Annotated in this window: 17 protein-coding genes; 7 read left to right on the forward strand and 10 right to left on the reverse strand. The window is 65.5% G+C overall.

Annotated elements, in window-relative coordinates:
• The 4 genes from MTX23_RS01855 (at position 1) to MTX23_RS01870 (ending at position 2,157) form a co-directional block, all read left to right on the forward strand.
• Positions 1 to 327 (forward strand): hypothetical protein, encoded by a 327-nt coding sequence (locus MTX23_RS01855; RefSeq protein WP_280974952.1) that lies wholly within the window; start codon positions 1 to 3, stop codon positions 325 to 327.
• 242 nt (positions 328 to 569) lie between these two features.
• Positions 570 to 815 carry a hypothetical protein gene (locus tag MTX23_RS01860; protein WP_280974953.1) on the forward strand — a complete coding sequence of 82 codons (246 nt, stop codon included), beginning with the start codon at positions 570 to 572 and terminating at the stop codon, positions 813 to 815.
• Between the two features lie 127 nt (positions 816 to 942).
• Complete coding sequence (locus tag MTX23_RS01865; RefSeq protein ID WP_280974954.1) at positions 943 to 1,272, forward strand: hypothetical protein; 330 nt, start codon at positions 943 to 945, stop codon at positions 1,270 to 1,272.
• Between the two features lie 324 nt (positions 1,273 to 1,596).
• Positions 1,597 to 2,157 carry a hypothetical protein gene (locus MTX23_RS01870; protein ID WP_280974955.1) on the forward strand — a complete coding sequence of 187 codons (561 nt, stop codon included), beginning with the start codon at positions 1,597 to 1,599 and terminating at the stop codon, positions 2,155 to 2,157.
• A 60-nt stretch (positions 2,158 to 2,217) separates the two neighbouring features.
• Here the strand turns inward: MTX23_RS01870 and MTX23_RS01875 are convergent, their stop codons facing one another.
• The 8 genes from MTX23_RS01875 to ffh all read right to left on the reverse strand — a co-directional run bounded on the left by MTX23_RS01875 (position 2,218) and on the right by ffh (position 9,376).
• A complete protein-coding gene (locus MTX23_RS01875) occupies positions 2,218 to 2,427 on the reverse strand; it encodes a hypothetical protein (protein ID WP_280974956.1) in 210 nt (69 codons plus the stop codon).
• Between the two features lie 116 nt (positions 2,428 to 2,543).
• Positions 2,544 to 3,950, reverse strand: a complete 1,407-nt coding sequence (leuC, locus tag MTX23_RS01880) for a 3-isopropylmalate dehydratase large subunit (protein WP_280974957.1) — start codon at positions 3,948 to 3,950, stop codon at positions 2,544 to 2,546.
• A 480-nt stretch (positions 3,951 to 4,430) separates the two neighbouring features.
• Positions 4,431 to 4,811 carry a 50S ribosomal protein L19 gene (rplS, locus tag MTX23_RS01885; RefSeq protein WP_280974958.1) on the reverse strand — a complete coding sequence of 127 codons (381 nt, stop codon included), beginning with the start codon at positions 4,809 to 4,811 and terminating at the stop codon, positions 4,431 to 4,433.
• Positions 4,812 to 4,920: 109 nt separating this feature from the next.
• Positions 4,921 to 5,667 carry a tRNA (guanosine(37)-N1)-methyltransferase TrmD gene (trmD, locus tag MTX23_RS01890; RefSeq protein WP_280974959.1) on the reverse strand — a complete coding sequence of 249 codons (747 nt, stop codon included), beginning with the start codon at positions 5,665 to 5,667 and terminating at the stop codon, positions 4,921 to 4,923.
• Between the two features lie 9 nt (positions 5,668 to 5,676).
• On the reverse strand, positions 5,677 to 6,759 hold the full coding sequence (locus tag MTX23_RS01895) for a zinc-binding alcohol dehydrogenase family protein (protein WP_280974960.1): 1,083 nt from the start codon (positions 6,757 to 6,759) through the stop codon (positions 5,677 to 5,679).
• A 112-nt stretch (positions 6,760 to 6,871) separates the two neighbouring features.
• On the reverse strand, positions 6,872 to 7,393 hold the full coding sequence (gene rimM, locus MTX23_RS01900) for a ribosome maturation factor RimM (RefSeq protein WP_280974961.1): 522 nt from the start codon (positions 7,391 to 7,393) through the stop codon (positions 6,872 to 6,874).
• Positions 7,394 to 7,410: 17 nt separating this feature from the next.
• Entirely contained in the window at positions 7,411 to 7,743 is a 333-nt protein-coding gene (gene rpsP / locus MTX23_RS01905) for a 30S ribosomal protein S16 (RefSeq protein WP_280974962.1), read from the reverse strand.
• 85 nt (positions 7,744 to 7,828) lie between these two features.
• Positions 7,829 to 9,376, reverse strand: a complete 1,548-nt coding sequence (gene ffh, locus MTX23_RS01910; protein ID WP_280974963.1) for a signal recognition particle protein — start codon at positions 9,374 to 9,376, stop codon at positions 7,829 to 7,831.
• Between the two features lie 540 nt (positions 9,377 to 9,916).
• Between ffh and MTX23_RS01915 the strand changes: the two genes are divergently transcribed.
• Complete coding sequence (locus tag MTX23_RS01915) at positions 9,917 to 10,897, forward strand: MBL fold metallo-hydrolase (protein WP_280974964.1); 981 nt, start codon at positions 9,917 to 9,919, stop codon at positions 10,895 to 10,897.
• 352 nt (positions 10,898 to 11,249) lie between these two features.
• Here MTX23_RS01915 and MTX23_RS01920 read toward each other — a convergent pair whose 3' ends face one another.
• Both MTX23_RS01920 and MTX23_RS01925 read right to left on the reverse strand, forming a co-directional pair.
• Positions 11,250 to 11,966 carry an SIMPL domain-containing protein gene (locus tag MTX23_RS01920; RefSeq protein WP_280974965.1) on the reverse strand — a complete coding sequence of 239 codons (717 nt, stop codon included), beginning with the start codon at positions 11,964 to 11,966 and terminating at the stop codon, positions 11,250 to 11,252.
• A gap of 5 nt (positions 11,967 to 11,971) precedes the next feature.
• Positions 11,972 to 12,712, reverse strand: coding sequence for a GyrI-like domain-containing protein (locus MTX23_RS01925; protein WP_280974966.1), 741 nt, complete (start codon positions 12,710 to 12,712; stop codon positions 11,972 to 11,974).
• Between the two features lie 185 nt (positions 12,713 to 12,897).
• Here MTX23_RS01925 and dapF point away from each other — a divergent pair, with 185 nt between their 5' ends.
• Positions 12,898 to 13,773: a diaminopimelate epimerase gene (gene dapF, locus MTX23_RS01930; protein ID WP_280974967.1), complete on the forward strand. Its 876-nt coding sequence runs from the start codon at positions 12,898 to 12,900 to the stop codon at positions 13,771 to 13,773.
• Positions 13,774 to 13,778: 5 nt separating this feature from the next.
• Positions 13,779 to 15,173: a tRNA (N(6)-L-threonylcarbamoyladenosine(37)-C(2))-methylthiotransferase MtaB gene (gene mtaB, locus MTX23_RS01935; RefSeq protein ID WP_280974968.1), complete on the forward strand. Its 1,395-nt coding sequence runs from the start codon at positions 13,779 to 13,781 to the stop codon at positions 15,171 to 15,173.
• Positions 15,174 to 15,621 lie beyond the last annotated feature (448 nt).

Below are 15,621 nucleotides of genomic sequence, written 5' to 3' on the forward strand. Positions count from 1 at the left end.
ATGAAACGGATCGTGGCGACAGCGCTGTTGGCGACATCAGTCGGGATTTGGCTTCCGGGAGCGGCGGCGCAAGCGCAGACCGCTCAGGCCGATGTGCGCGTGGCCCAGGCGGCGCCGCCTGCGGCGGGCAGCACAGTTGTCGTCGGGCGTCGCCGGCTGCGGCGCGTACCGATCTACCGGCCCGAGCATTGGGAACCGGATGTCATTCCACGCTACAATCCCGGTCCGAACGCCGTGCGCGAGTGTACCGCGACCTATGTGCAGGAATATCGGCCGAGCGGCACCGTGATCACGCCGCGCATGAACTGCTTCTGGCGGCCAGGCTAACGCGTCTTGGTGCGAGCCGGATACCGGCTCGCACGATGATGCGAAAAATCATGTGTCCGCAAGGAACCCGCCTCGGGGCCGCGGCATTCATGATCGTGGCGCAGTCATTCATTCTCCATTCACGTCATCCAAACTCTGCTTGCGATCTGCGTCGCGGCAACGGGGCTTGATGAGCCTGTCAACTCCATCAACGCATCGCCGTTGCAAGACGTGACATCCAGGAATCGAGGAGACAACAACTCATGAAGGTGACGAACGTTCTGGGGCTCGCGGCCGTCGGTGCCGTGCTGGTTTTGGCGGCACCGACTGAGCGCGCGCAAGCGCTCACGCTCGCGACGCCAGGTGCGGCCGCAACGGTTCAGGACGACTCGAACCAGATGACCACACAAGTGCACTGGCGCGGGCGCGGATGGCATCGTGGGTGGTATCGTGGACATCACCGTGGCTGGTATCACCGTGGCTGGCACGGTCGCCACTGGCGCCGCTGATCGCGCGGCGTTTCAGCGCAGATGAGACACAGGCCCGTGAGCAGCGGGCCTGTTATCGTTCTTAGCCATGAAACCGGCAGATTCGAGCGACCCAGATGATGTTCATCGAAATCTGCAGGAGTTGATCATGATGAGATGGATCGGTGTTGCCGTTGTCGCAGGCGTGCTCGCGCTTCACGCGCCGGCATCGGCGGCTGCCGCCGCGCCAGCCAAGTCGCAACCGGCCGCGCAACAACAGGGTGCGGGCAAAGCGACGGACCTCAGCGCACAACGCCATCATCGCCGCTACCATCGTCACCACTTTCACGGCTACCGGCCCTATTATGACCGGCCGTACTACCGACCCTACTACCGGCCGTATCCTTATTACTACGGACGGCCCTACTACTATCGGCCCTATCCGTATGCTGCGCCGGCGCCGTTCACCTTCGGCTTCGGATTCGGCCCGTTCTGGTGATGCAGGCGCTATTGCTGCGTGCGTAGCAGGAGACGGAAGGCAGGAGCAGTTCCGCTCGATCGGAACTGCTCCTGCTGATCAAGATCGTTCGGCGAAGACTGAAAGAAAGTCAGTGAATCGGATCAGGGCGTGAAGCCTTTGACCAGCAGCACGATAGCCTGCACGCCTGCTTTGCAGCTCCTCTCGGACTTTTCGTCGCACGCGCGTTCATGGCGCATTCACTTGGGCATTTCTAGCGTCACGGCGGGAGCGACTGCAACGAACGCAATGAGACCGGCTGCGATGCGGCGCGGTTCTAATTGCTGTTGTCAGGGAGGTCCAGAGATGAGGGAGGGATATTTGCGGCGCGGATTGGTGCGCCATCTCGGTGTCGCAGCGGCCGCGATCTTCGCGTTGTCGATCGCTTCGCAGCAGCGCGCCGAAGCGCTGTCACCGGCGAGCCCAGGCACATCGCCTGCGGCGAAGTCTGCAGCAGGCGGAATGACGACTCAAGTTCGGCATGGCGGCTTCCATGGCGGCGGAGGTGTTCATGGCGGTGGTTTCCGCGGCGGTGGTTTCCATGGAGGCGGTTTCCACGGTGGTGGCTTCCGCGGCTTTCACGGCGGCGGCTTTCGTGCCGCGCCGGCGTTCCATGGCGGCTATCGCTATGGCGGCTTCCATCGCCACTATGGCGGCTACCACCGCTTTTACGGTGGCGGTTATCGCTACGGCTACCGGCCTTACTATCGCCGGCACTTCCATCACCGGCGTTTCTTCTATGGTCCGTCCTACTACTATCATCACCGCCGTTGCCGGGTGATCTGGACCTATTACGGGCCGCGCCGGATCTGCCGGCCGTGGTGGTGGCATCGCCGTCACTATTGGCGGCCCTACGGCTATTGGTGAGGGTTGAAATGACAGCGGGCGCCAAACGGCGCCTGTCTTGTTAAGTCATGCGATCCGCGCTTAGTCCCAGTCCTTCAACTTCCAGGACTTGATCTTCCACGGCGTCAGGTTTTCCATCCGCCACTGCGTCCAGCGCTCCGGCGGCCAGTGGCTGAGACGTGAGGTCTGCTTCACCTCAGGCAACGGATCGATGATGCGCGGCGCGGCGCGGCGGCGCTTCTGCCGCGTCGCCTCGCTGATCATATCGACGAATTCGCGTTTTTCCGCCACGTCCGGCTCCTCGCGAAGCTGATCTTCGCGAGGAGCCAGTGTGCGTAAGGTGCGTTAACGAGCCGTTTCTGAAACGGCTCGAGCTTGAAGCAAGAGCCGTAGCGAAACGCCGGCGTTTAGCGCCAGTCGCGGACGTCGACGAAGTGTCCGGCGATCGCGGCGGCGGCGGCCATCGCAGGCGACACCAGATGGGTGCGGCCCTTGAAGCCCTGGCGCCCCTCGAAGTTGCGGTTCGAGGTCGAGGCGCAGCGCTCCTCCGGCTTCAGCTTGTCCGGGTTCATCGCGAGGCACATCGAGCAGCCCGGTTCACGCCATTCGAAGCCGGCCTTGATGAAGATCTTGTCGAGGCCCTCGGCTTCCGCCTGCTCCTTCACGATGCCCGAGCCCGGCACGATCATCGCGTTGACATTGGCGTTGACGGTCTTGCCCTCGGCGATCTTGGCCGCGGCACGCAGGTCTTCGATGCGGCCGTTGGTGCAGGAGCCGATGAAGACGCGGTCGAGCTTGATGTCGGTGATCTTCGTGCCCGCCGTCAGGCCCATATATTTCAGTGCGCGGTGCTTGGAGATGCGCTTGGCCTCGTCCTCGATCTTGTCGGGATCGGGCACGTAGCCGGTCACCGAGATCACGTCCTCAGGGCTCGTGCCCCAGGTGACGATCGGCGGCAGCTTGGCCGCGTCGAGCCGGATCTCGTGGTCGAAATGCGCGCCCTCGTCGGAGCGCAGCGTCTCCCAATAGCGCATCGCGGCGTCCCAGGCCGCGCCCTGCGGCGCCTTCGGGCGGCCGCGCAGGAAGTCGAACGCCTTCTGGTCCGGCGCGACCAGGCCGGCGCGCGCGCCGCCTTCGATCGACATGTTGCAGACCGTCATGCGGCCTTCCATGCTCAGCGCACGGATCGCCTCGCCGGCATATTCCAGCACGTAGCCGGTGCCGCCGGCGGTGCCGATCTCGCCGATGATCGCGAGGATGATGTCCTTGCCGGTGACGCCATCCGGCAATTTGCCGTCGACGATCGCGCGCATGTTCTTCGCCTTCTTCTGGATCAGCGTCTGCGTCGCCAGCACATGCTCGACCTCGGAGGTGCCGATGCCGTGCGCGAGCGCGCCGAACGCGCCATGCGTCGAGGTGTGGCTGTCACCGCAGACGATGGTGGTGCCGGGCAGCGTGAAGCCCTGCTCCGGGCCGATGACGTGGACGATGCCCTGACGCTTGTCGAACTCGTTGTAATATTCGATGCCGAAGTCCCTGGCGTTCTCGGCGAGCGCCTTGATCTGCTCGATGCTCTCGGGGTCGGGATTGGGCTTGGTGCGATCGGTGGTCGGCACGTTGTGGTCGACAACGGCGAGCGTCTTCTCGGGCGCATGCACCTTGCGGCCGGAGACGCGCAGGCCTTCGAACGCCTGCGGCGAGGTCACTTCGTGCACCAGATGGCGGTCGATATAGATGAGGCAGGTGCCGTCCTCGGCTTCGTGGACCAGATGGTCGTTCCAGATCTTGTCGTACAGCGTGGTCGGTTTGGACATGAGCGTCAGCTCCAAGGGAAACTCAGTGTGAAATTCAGTGATGGGCGGCTTGAGCGCGGCGACGCGCGAGCAGGCGAAAGCGTCCGGCAGCGTTACGCTGCGCGCGTAAGCTCCGACGTCGCCGACGTTGCAAAGCGTCCGAAAAACCGGCCGGGCAGCCGCGAGCGATCGTCGATCACGACGCGCTGGCAGGGCTGGCTAGCTTGATCCGGAACCATTCTAAATTTCTAACACAGGGCAAAGCCCTGCGACAATCAATCGATGCGCGGGGCGCCCTTGTCGTCATTGCCGGGCTTGGCCCGGCAATCCATCGATCCTGAGCACGGCGTTCTCATGATGATGGATGCGCGGGTCATCCCCGATCAGGTCGGGGACAGGCGCCCGCGCATGACGAGTTGGGGCTGTCCACCAGATAGGTATGCCGCAACAAAAAAGCGCGGGGTGAGCCCGCGCTTTTGATCACACCCCCTGCGGGATCGGTCACTCGTTGACGGCAGCGGCGCGGTCCTGCTTCTCGACGATGCGGGCCGACTTGCCGCGCAGGCTGCGCAGATAATAGAGCTTGGCGCGACGCACCTTGCCGCGACGGACCACCTTGATCGAGTCGATCATCGGCGACATCACCGGGAAGACGCGCTCGACGCCTTCGCCGTAGGATATCTTGCGCACGGTGAAGCTCTCGTTGAGGCCCGAGCCGGAGCGGCCGATGCAGACGCCCTCATAGGCCTGCACGCGGGTGCGTTCGCCTTCGACCACCTTCACGTTGACGATGACGGTATCGCCGGGTGCGAATTCCGGGATCTCCTTGGTGGCGGAGAGCTTGTCGAACTGCTCTTTTTCGAGCTGCTGAATAAGGTTCATTGAAATCTCCATCGGCGGCGCGCCCAGCCTTTGGCGGGCTGCGCAAACGTCCATCTATCCTGCGCGTGTGCGGATTTGCGCGCTCCTATAAGGCAAAGCACAGGGTTTGTCACCCGTCTGTCGTGCTTTTTGTCCGCCCGGATGCGGCTTTTTGGCCGGCCCTTCTGGCCCAGAGGTCCGGCCGCCGGGCCTGGGTCAGGGCCTCGGATTGGGCCAGACGCCACGCCGCAACCTTGGCGTGATCGCCGGAAACGAGGATTTCCGGGATCGGCCGCCCCTCGAACTCCTGCGGGCGGGTGTATTGCGGGTATTCCAGTAGTCCTTCGGAGAAGCTTTCATCGGTTCCGGAGGCCTGCTTCCCCATCACCCCCGGCAACAGCCGGACGCAGGCGTCGATCAGCGCCATCGCGGCGATTTCGCCGCCCGACAGCACGTAATCGCCGATCGAGACCTCCTCCAGCGCCCGCGCCTCGATCACGCGCTGGTCGATGCCCTCGAAGCGGCCACAGACGATCAGGGGGCCGGGTCCCGCCGCAAGCTCAATGACCTCTGCCTGGGTCAATGGCCGACCGCGCGGGCTCATCAGGAGCCGCGGCCGCTCCGCCGCTATCGCCGCGGCATCGATCGCGGCGGCCAGTACATCGGCGCGCAGCACCATGCCCGGGCCGCCGCCGGCTGGCGTGTCGTCGACGCTGCGGTGCTTGTCGGTGGCCGAGGCGCGGATGTCACGCGCCTCCAGCGCCCACAGGCCGCTGGCCAGCGCCCGTCCGGCCAGGCTCACGCCAAGCGGCCCCGGAAACATGTCCGGGAACAGGGTCAGCACGGTCGCGCGCCAGGGTGCGGAGTGGGATGTCATGGCCTCTGGTTACGGCACCACGGCCGTGAGGTCGAGACTCTGCATCATCGCGGCAGCGTCTACGGCGCGGCGTAAGTCGGCGAGCTTGAAGGTCGCGACGTTGATCTTGCGCAGATCCAGCAGGCCTTCGGCGGCGAGGCCGGCAAGCTGTCCCGGCGCGGTCCGGTCATACATGAACTGCCCGACCACCTCCCAGTCGTTGGCGAGCATCTCGCGGAAGGAGAGCTCGAGCGGCACCTCGGCGCTGCCCATCAGCACCATCCGGCCGCCACGACGCAGCGCGCGCAGGCACGACAAAGTCGTCGATGTGCTCTTGGCGGCGCCGAGCAGATCGAGCGCCGCGTCAGCGGTGCCGCCCGCGGCGCGGCGGATGACCGGCAGGTCGCTGGCAGCATCGCCGGTGACGATAGCCGGAACGACGCGCGGTCCGAAGGCATCGCGCAATTGCTCGAGCATCGCCTGCTTGCGTCCGACCGCAACGACGCGGCCCGCACCCATCGCGACCGCGAGCATCACGGCGCCCGAACCGAAATAGCCGGTCGCGCCGTTGATGATGATGGTTTGGCCGCCGCGCAGGCCGGAGCGCTGCAATCCGCCGAATGGCACGATCAGCTTCGCCAGCCCGATCAGCTCGGTTGCCGGCCTGTCGTCGAGATTGGCGAGCGGCGTCACGCAGGCGGCCGGCCAATGCGCTGTTTCCGCGAACACGCCGTCGCGCCAGCGCGCCTGCAGCGCCAGCGCCTCCGGCGTCGTCACCGTCGCGGTGAGGCCGATCAGGATCTGCGGCGGATCGCGGTCCGGCACGTCGCCGCGCAGATGCGGGCTCAGGAACACGCGGTCGCCGCTTTGCACATGCGTCACGTTCTCACCGGCCGCGACGACACGCGCGATCGCGTTGGTGCCGGGCACGAACGGCATCGGCGGCAGGCTGTAGGGCAGCGCACCCGACAGCAGCTTGTTGGTGTAGGACAGCACCATGCCGGCTTCGATGCTGACGACGACGCCGTCGGGCGCGGGCTTCGGCGTCGGGACGTCATCGAAGCGGAGATCATTGTGTGCGTGCAGCCGCCAGGCCTTGTGCGTGCTTGTCATTGTGGTGCGTTCCCGTTGCTCGTCCCGGGCAAGGGAGGCAGGACCCGGGACTCATCGTCGCAACAGTCCATGTATGATTAAACCGGGACAGTGCCAGCCGGCGGGAGTTTCGTCACGCCGCCGACGGATCGTCGCCGTCGATTTCCTGCGGCAGCTCGATCACCACGCGTCCGCCGGCGAGATCGACGGTCGGCACCACGGCATTGGTGAAGGGAAGCAGTATCGTCGCGCCTTGCGGCGGGGCGATCTCGATGATGTCGCCGGCGCCGAAATTATGGATGGCGATTACCTTGCCGAGCGGCTGCTCCGCGGTCGTCACCGCGGCAAGCCCGATCAGGTCGGTGTGGTAATACTCGCCGTCGTCGGTCTCGGGCAGCCGGTCGCGCGGGACATACAGTTCGAGGCCGTTAAGCCGCTCGGCCTCGTCACGCGTGGCGACGCCCTTCAGCGTCACCACCAGATGGTCCTTGGCCTCGCGCACATGCGTGACCTCGAACTGGCGTGTGCCGTCCTTGGTCAGCAGCGGGCCGTAATCCTGCACGGCCAGCGGGTCTTCGGTGAAGGTCCATAGCCTGACGGCGCCGCGCACGCCATGCGCAGCGCCGATACGGGCGACGCAGACCGGTGCAGCCACCGCGGTCGCCGTTCAGCTTATGCCTTGGCGGCGGCTTCAGCCTGCGCCTTGCGCTCCTTGCGCGGCACGGCCTTCTCGGGGTTGTTGCGCGCCTTGCGCTTCACGACGCCGGCGGCGTCGAGAAAACGGGTCACGCGATCCGACGGCTGCGCGCCCTTGGCGAGCCAGGCCTTCACCTTGTCCATGTCGAGCTTCAGGCGCGCCTCGCTGTCCTTCGGCAGCAGCGGATTGAAGTGGCCGAGACGCTCGATGAAGCGGCCATCGCGCGGGAAGCGCGAGTCGGCGACGACGACGTGATAGACCGGACGCTTCTTGGTGCCTGCGCGAGCGAGGCGGATAACAACGGACATTTAGTTCTCCTTCAAAATACGATGTGTTCGTTTGATTGGCATTCCGCGTCGCGCAGGCCGCATGCGAACCGTCGCGACGAATTGCTCATTTCTTCTTGCCCGGGAAGCCGCCGAGGCCCGGCAGCGTCGGCTTGCCGCTGAGGCCGGTCAGTCCCGGCAGATTCGGCAGGCCGCCGCGCAGGCCGGCGGGTAAATCCTTCGGCAGGTTCGGCAGGCCGCCACCGGCGCCGCCCTGCATCTTCTCGGCGAGCGCCTTCATCTCCTCGGGCGAGGGCGGCTTCATGCCGCCGCCAAAGCCCATCGCCTGCGCGATGCCGGCGAGCGGGCCGCGCTTGCCGGAGCCCATGGCCTTCATCATGTCGGCCATGTTCCGGTGCATCTTCAGGAGCTTGTTGACGTGCTCGACGCTCTGGCCGGCGCCGGCCGCGATACGCTTCTTTCGGCTCGCCTTCAGGATGTCCGGGTTCTTGCGCTCCTGCCGCGTCATCGAATCGATGATCGCGACCTGGCGCTTGATGATCCTGTCGTCGATGCCGGCCGCGGCGATCTGGTTCTTCATCTTGGCGATGCCGGGCATCATGCCCATCAGGCCGCCGATGCCGCCCATATTCGCCATCTGCTGCAATTGCTCGCGCATGTCGTTGAGGTCGAACTGACCCTTGCGCATGCGCTCGGCGGTGCGCGCGGCCTTCTCGGCGTCGATGTTGGCGGCCGCCTTCTCGACCAGCGAGACGACGTCGCCCATGCCGAGGATGCGGCCGGCGATGCGGCTCGGGTGGAAGTCCTCCAGCGCATCGGTCTTTTCGCCGGTGCCGATCAGCTTGATCGGCTTGCCGGTGACCGCGCGCATCGAGAGCGCCGCGCCGCCGCGGCCGTCGCCGTCGACACGGGTCAGCACGATGCCGGTGAGGCCGACGCGCTGGTCGAATGAGCGCGCCAGGTTGACCGCGTCCTGGCCGGTGAGGGAGTCCGCGACCAGCAGCACTTCGTGCGGATTGGCGGCGGCTTTGATCTCGGCCGCCTCCTTCATCATCTCTTCGTCGAGCGTGGTGCGGCCGGCGGTGTCGAGCAGCACGACGTCGTAGCCGCCGAGCTTGCCGGCTTCGAGCGCGCGCCGGGCGATCTGCGGCGGCATCTGCCCGGTAACGATCGGCAGCGTCGGGATGTCGAGATCGCGGCCGAGCACGGCGAGCTGCTCCATCGCCGCCGGACGATAGACGTCGAGCGAGGCCATCAGCACCTTGCGCTTGTCGCGCTGGACCATGCGGCGGGCGAGCTTCGCGGTGGTGGTGGTCTTACCGGAGCCCTGCAGACCGACCATCATGATCGGAACCGGGGGCACCGTGTTGATGTCGATGGTCTGGCCATCGGAGCCGAGCGTGGCGACGAGCTCGTCATGGACGATCTTCACCACCATCTGGCCGGGTGTCACCGACTTGACGACGGTGGCGCCGATCGCCTGCTCGCGGACCCTCTCGGTGAAACTGCGGACCACTTCGAGCGCGACGTCGGCTTCGAGCAGCGCGCGGCGCACCTCGCGCATCGCGGCATCGACGTCCTTTTCGGTCAGCGCACCGCGCCCCGTCAGACGATCGAGAATGCCACCAAGCCTTTCCGACAGATTGTCGAACAATGCCGTTGTCCTTCGTTGCGCTCGTGAGCGCTCGCTTCATTCGCTTCCCGTCATACCCCGCGAAGGCGGGGTATCCAGTACGCCGCAGCATCTCGGTTCAATCCGATACGCCCTGGAATACTGGATCACCCGCTTTCGCGGGTGATGACGACATAGTCTGCCCTGGCACCGTGCCAAGACGATGGTCCAAACACTTTCGCGCCCGAGGGCGCATCGCGCTGTCGGGCGTTGACCTCCGGCCTCCAGGACCGGTCGGCGGGTCGAAAAGACGGATCTTTCCGAGAAAGTGGCCGCGTTAAACGCTGCCGGGGGCGAAAAGTCAAGGAAAGTTTGCCCGTCGGCGGCTCGATGCAAACAGTAAGGCTATGAAAATACGTCATTTTCTTGCGCGGGTTCCGAATCCGGCGGCGCCACCCATATAGACGGGGCCGCCCATCTGGCCATTTCGGAACCCCACTTGCCATTACCCGTCGCCGTCTTCTCGCTACCCTGACCGGCGCCGCCGCGGCGATCGGTGTTCCATCCATCTGGATCTCATCAATGAAAACCTATGACGGCCCCATCTCCGATCATTTTGACGGCCGGTGTTTCTTCGATCCCGACGGCGCGCCACCGAAGGCGCTCGGCGAGTTGCTGCGCTGGCAATTCGGCGGCGGCCGGCAGCGCTTCGTCTGGCCCGATTGGGTCCCGAGCCCCTACGCCGATACGCCGCCGCCCCGCGTCGATGGCGGCAAGGTGCGGTTATGCTTCGTCGGGCATGCAAGCTGGCTGATCCAGACCGGAGGCCTCAACATCCTGGTCGACCCCGTGTGGTCGATGCGCGCTTCGCCGTTCCGCTTTGCCGGGCCGAAGCGGCACAATGATCCCGGCATTGCCTTCCAGAAGCTGCCCAGGATCGATGTCGTGCTGGTGTCGCACGGCCACTACGATCATCTCGACGTCGCGACGCTGTCGAAGCTCGCCAAGACGTTCGGCCCCCGCGTGGTGACGCCGCTCGGCAACGACATCACCATGCGTGAGGCCGATGCCGCGATCAAGGCTGAAGCGTTCGACTGGCATCAGCGCGTCGAGCTCGGTAACGGCCTTGCCGTGACCCTGGTGCCGACGCGGCACTGGTCGGCGCGCGGCCTGTTCGATCGCAACAGGGCGCTGTGGGCGAGCTTCGTGCTGGAGACGCCGGCCGGCAAGCTCTACATCGTCTGCGATTCCGGTTACGGCGACGGGCGGCATTTCCGGCGCGTCGCCGAGGCGCACGGCCCGTTGCGGCTCGCGATCCTGCCCATCGGCGCCTACGAGCCGCGCTGGTTCATGCGCGACCAGCACATGAACCCGGAAGATGCCGTACAGGCGCTCGCCGATTGCGGCGCGGAACAGGCGCTGGCGCACCACCACGGCACATTCCAGTTGACCGATGAGGCGATCGACGCGCCGCTGATCGCGCTCGGTAAAGCGCTGGACGCGGCAAAAGTGCCGCGCGAAAAATTCGCAGCGTTGAAGCCCGGGCAGGTGTTCGAGATCTAGAGCGGGATGAGAGTAAGTCGAACTGCAACTGCGAAGAGACTGCGCCCCCTCGCCCCGTTCTTACGGGGAGAGGGTTGGGGTGAGGCGCCCTCTCCGCGCAGACGGTCTGGGGAAGCTTCCCTCACCCGGATCGCATCTTGCGATGCGATCCGACCTCTCCCCGCAGGCGGGGCGAGGTGAAGGAGAGGCGGCCGCTCGTTTCGATCTTAAATCATCCCGCTCGAGCCGTCATTGCGAGGAGCCAACGGGTCGCGCGCATGCGCGCCCGATGACAGGCTCCGCGACGAAGCAATCCATCTTTCCTCTCGCTGACGGGTGGATTGCTTCGCTCCGCTCGCAGTGACGGTTACGCCTACTTCTCCTTGATCGCCCAGGAGACGCTCACATTGACCGTGAGTGTTTCTTCGCCCTGCGCGACCGGCGTCGGTGCCGCGAACCCGGCCGTGGCCATCCTGGCGCGGAACGTCGGTCCCGGCGCCGAGCCGACTTCCGCGATATCCAGGGGTGCTCCGAGCGTGACGCCCGCGGCCTTGGCGTAAATCTCCGCTTTGCGTCGGGCGTCGGCGATGGCCTTTTCACGCGCCTCATCGCGCAGCTTCGAGGCCTGCGATACCGAGAAACTGAGCCCGCCGATGTCATTGGCACCGGCGCCGACCAGCACATCGATGATCCCCGCGACCTTGCTCACATCGTGCAGCTTGATCGTGACGCGGTTGCTCGCGTGATAGCCGACGATGCTCGGCGGCGTGGCCGGGGACGGCGCCGGACGGTTGGCGAATTGCGGCTGCAGCGACAGCCGTGACGTCTGATAATCCTTCTCCGCGATCCCGGCGCCTTTCAGCGCGGCCAGCACCTTGCCCATCGTGACATTGTTGGCCTCGGCGGCCTCGCGTGCGGTCTTGGCGTCAGTGGTGACGCCCGCGTCAAGCTGCGCCTGGTCCGGCGGGGCGGAGACGGTCGCCTCGCCGGTGACCGAAATCGCCGGCGGAAAGTCATTGTCGGCCAGTGCGGGCGCAGCCAGCAGCGTGGTCGCGATCAGGGTGGCAGCGAAGGGCAGGCGATGGGTCATCTGGCTCACTTCAGGGGTACGTAGACGTTGATCACAAGCTTGTCTTCGGCGGTCTTCAGGGGATCTGTCATATATTCTTCGATGAAGGTGTCCTTGGCTTCGAGCTTCTTGTCGTCGAGGTGATTGGTGATCGCCTCATAGGTGTTGTCCATGTTGTCGTAGGAGCCGCGATGCACGAACTTCAGCGACTTGCCCTCGGGTGAATTGCCCATGCTCATGTTCTTGCCCAGGTTCTTCACGTCCTGATCGACCGGAATCTCGGCGATGAAGGTGAAGCCGGTGTCGTCGGTCGAGGTGTAGACGATCATCGGATTGCCTGATGCCCTGACGCTCTGCTTGTCGAGCAGCGCGGTGAGGGTCTTGAAGGCATCGATCAGGGTATCGAAGGCCGAATCCCAGTTGGCGGTGCCCTTCAGCATGACGACCTTCTTCGGCTCCAGCGTGATCGGCTCGCCGAACGGGTCGGCGGTCTGCACCGGCGCAGCCGGTGGCGGCGCTGGAGTCTGGGACGCGGCGGGGCTGTCAGCCGGCGATTTGGTCTCGGCCGGCGGCGGGACCGGGGTCGCCGGTGCGACCGGGGTCGCGGGTGCGACCGAGGTCGCCGACGGCGCGGGGGTTGGTGCCGGGCTCGCCGCGGGTGCGGGCGTGGCCACCGGCGACTGGGCGGGCGCCGGGCTTGCCAGAACGATCGCGGCCAAAGGCAGCAGCGCGACCAGGGCCGCGCGAAGCGTGCTGATACGGTTCATTCGGTATTCTCCATCCCCATCCTCAAAACGGCCGCTCGATCTGTCCCGGCGCACGGTCCGCGAGGTGCGATATTCCTAACACGCAAGTTCCGCTTTCGTCCCATGACAGATGCGTCATAGGCATCTTCGATGCTGGCCTTTCAGCCACCACTCGCCATATAAGCGGGCAGAAATTGGGAAAATCCATGAGTGCGCTCGCCAACCACGCATTCGCCAAGATGAACGGCATCGGCAACGAGATCGTTGTCGTCGACCTGCGCGATTCCAAAGCGCGGGTTTCGGCGGAGGAAGCGCGCGCGGTGGCGTCGCCCTCCGGCGGTGTGCCCTATGACCAGCTTATGGTGCTGCAGCCGCCGCGGCTGCAGGGCACCGAGGCGTTCATTACGATCTTCAACAATGACGGCTCGGAGGCCGGCGCCTGCGGCAACGGCATGCGCTGCGTGGTGCGACGCGTGTTCGAGACCACCGGCCAGACCACGGCGACGTTCGAGACCCGCGCCGGCCTGCTCAATTGCTGGCAGGGCCCCGCGCCCGATCTCTACACCGTGGACATGGGCGCGCCGAAGTTTGGCTGGCAGGACATTCCGCTCGCGGAGGAATTCCGTGACACCCGCTATATCGAGCTGCAGGTCGGGCCGATCGACAATCCGGTGCTGCACTCACCCTCGGTGGTCAGCATGGGCAATCCTCATGCGATCTTCTGGGTCGAGGACGTCAACGCCTATGACCTCGAGCGGTTCGGACCGCTGCTGGAAAATCATCCGATCTTCCCGGAGCGCGCCAACATCACACTCGCTCATATCGTCGACCGCGACCACATCACGATTCGCACCTGGGAGCGCGCCGCGGGTCTCACCAAGGCGTGCGGCTCGGCGGCTTGCGCCACGGCGGTCGCCGCGGCCCGGCTGAAGCGCGCCAACCGTATCGTCGAGATGACGCTGCCGGGCGGCAAGCTCGGCATCGAGTGGCGCGAGCGCGACGATCACGTGTTGATGACCGGCACGGCCGATTTCGAATATGAGGGCCGCTTCGATCCGGCGCTGTTCGCCGGTGCGGCCTGACAATCATGGGCGTCGACGTCGTCACCTTCGGCTGCCGCCTCAACGCGTTCGAGTCCGAAGTGATTCGCCGCGAGGCGGAGCAGGCGGGTCTTGCCGACACCATCGTCATCAATAGCTGTGCCGTCACCAACGAGGCGGTGGCGCAGGCCCGGCAATCGATCCGCAAGTTGAAGCGCGAACGCCCGGCGGCGCGCATCGTCGTCACCGGCTGCGCGGCACAGACGCAAGGCCAGATGTTCGCCGGCATGGCAGAGGTCGATCGCGTCGTCGGCAATGACGAGAAGATGCGCGGCGAGGCCTGGCGCGCGACGCGCGCAGCGTTCGACATCGGCGCAAGCGAGAAGGTCGCCGTTGCCGACATCATGGCGGTGACGGAGATGGCGCCGCACCTGCTCGACGGCTTCGAGCGTGGCTTGCCGCGGGTGTTCGTGCAGGTGCAGAACGGCTGCGACCATCGCTGCACCTTCTGCATCATCCCCTATGGCCGCGGCAATTCGCGCTCGGTGCCGATGGGGGCTGTGGTCGATCAGGTCCGCACGCTGGTCGCGCGCGGCCACGTCGAGATCGTGCTGACCGGCGTCGATCTCACGAGCTACGGCGCCGATCTGCCTGCTACACCCAAGCTCGGCCAATTGGCGCGGCAGATCCTGCGCCATGTGCCCGAGCTGAAGCGGCTGCGCATCTCTTCGATCGACTCGATCGAAGCCGACCGCGATCTGCTTAACGTCATCGCCGACGATGCCCGGCTGATGCCGCATCTGCATCTGTCGCTGCAATCCGGTGACGACATGATCCTCAAGCGGATGAAACGCCGGCATTCGCGAAAGGACGCGATCGATTTCTGCGCGCAGGTGCGCCGGCTGCGGCCGGACATCGCTTTCGGCGCCGACATCATCGCGGGCTTCCCGACCGAGACGGAGGAGATGTTCTCGCGCTCGCTCGATCTGGTCGAGGAATGCGATCTCACCTTCCTGCACGTCTTCCCCTATTCCAGGCGTCCGGGGACGCCGGCCGCGCGAATGCCGCAGGTCGACGGCGGCGCCATCAAGGAGCGCGCGAAACGCCTGCGTGCGGCAGGCGAGGCCGCGCTGCCCCGGCGGCTGGCGGCGGAGGTCGGCGCCACGCGCGACGTGCTGATCGAAAGCGCCCGGCAGGGCCGCACCGAGCACTTCCTGCCCGTCGCGATCGACGGCGATGTGCCGGGCCTGGTGCGGCGGCTTATGATGACCGGTCACGACGGCGCGCGGCTCCTGGCGCAAGCCGGGAATTCATCGAGCCGCACGCTCCATGGTGAAATGGATTCCGGGCTTGACGCTGCGCGTCGTCCCGAAATGACGGTAAGGGGAGCACATTGCTCAGGCACCCTCCCCCCTTGCGGGGGAGGGTGGGGAGAGGGGTAAGCCGCGGGCTGAGATAGTCGATGCGGGCAGCACCCTCGCAAATTGTGGTCGCTTGCCGTCATGACGAATGCGGAGAGGGCGCGTCGTGTGGCACCCCTCTTCCTAACCTCGAGAGCGAGCTTCGCTCGCCTCGGACCCCGCAAGGGGAGAGGGAACCCTTTCGCCGGTGCCTCCCTTGCGTGCAATCACTGATTTGTCCGACGGCGCAAGCCCTCGCGCGAAAAAAATTTCTGTTTTACAGAATTGCAACTCAGTGTATGAATTGACCCATCTCACCCCGCTTGAGGGGCGCTTCGCGATCGTCACGAGTGTTGGGGCGAGATGCGGTGGACGCGGAAGGCGCAACTGACGAGTGCGCATGAAGCGGACGGCGAAGTCGTGTGGTCTCGACGCCCCAGTGGCAGGTGTCTCTTCGCAAGGGATGAGCGTCTCTTGCTGAAGACGGTGA

It is taken from the genome of Bradyrhizobium sp. ISRA436 (assembly GCF_029910015.1).
Classification (GTDB): Bacteria; Pseudomonadota; Alphaproteobacteria; order Rhizobiales; family Xanthobacteraceae; genus Bradyrhizobium.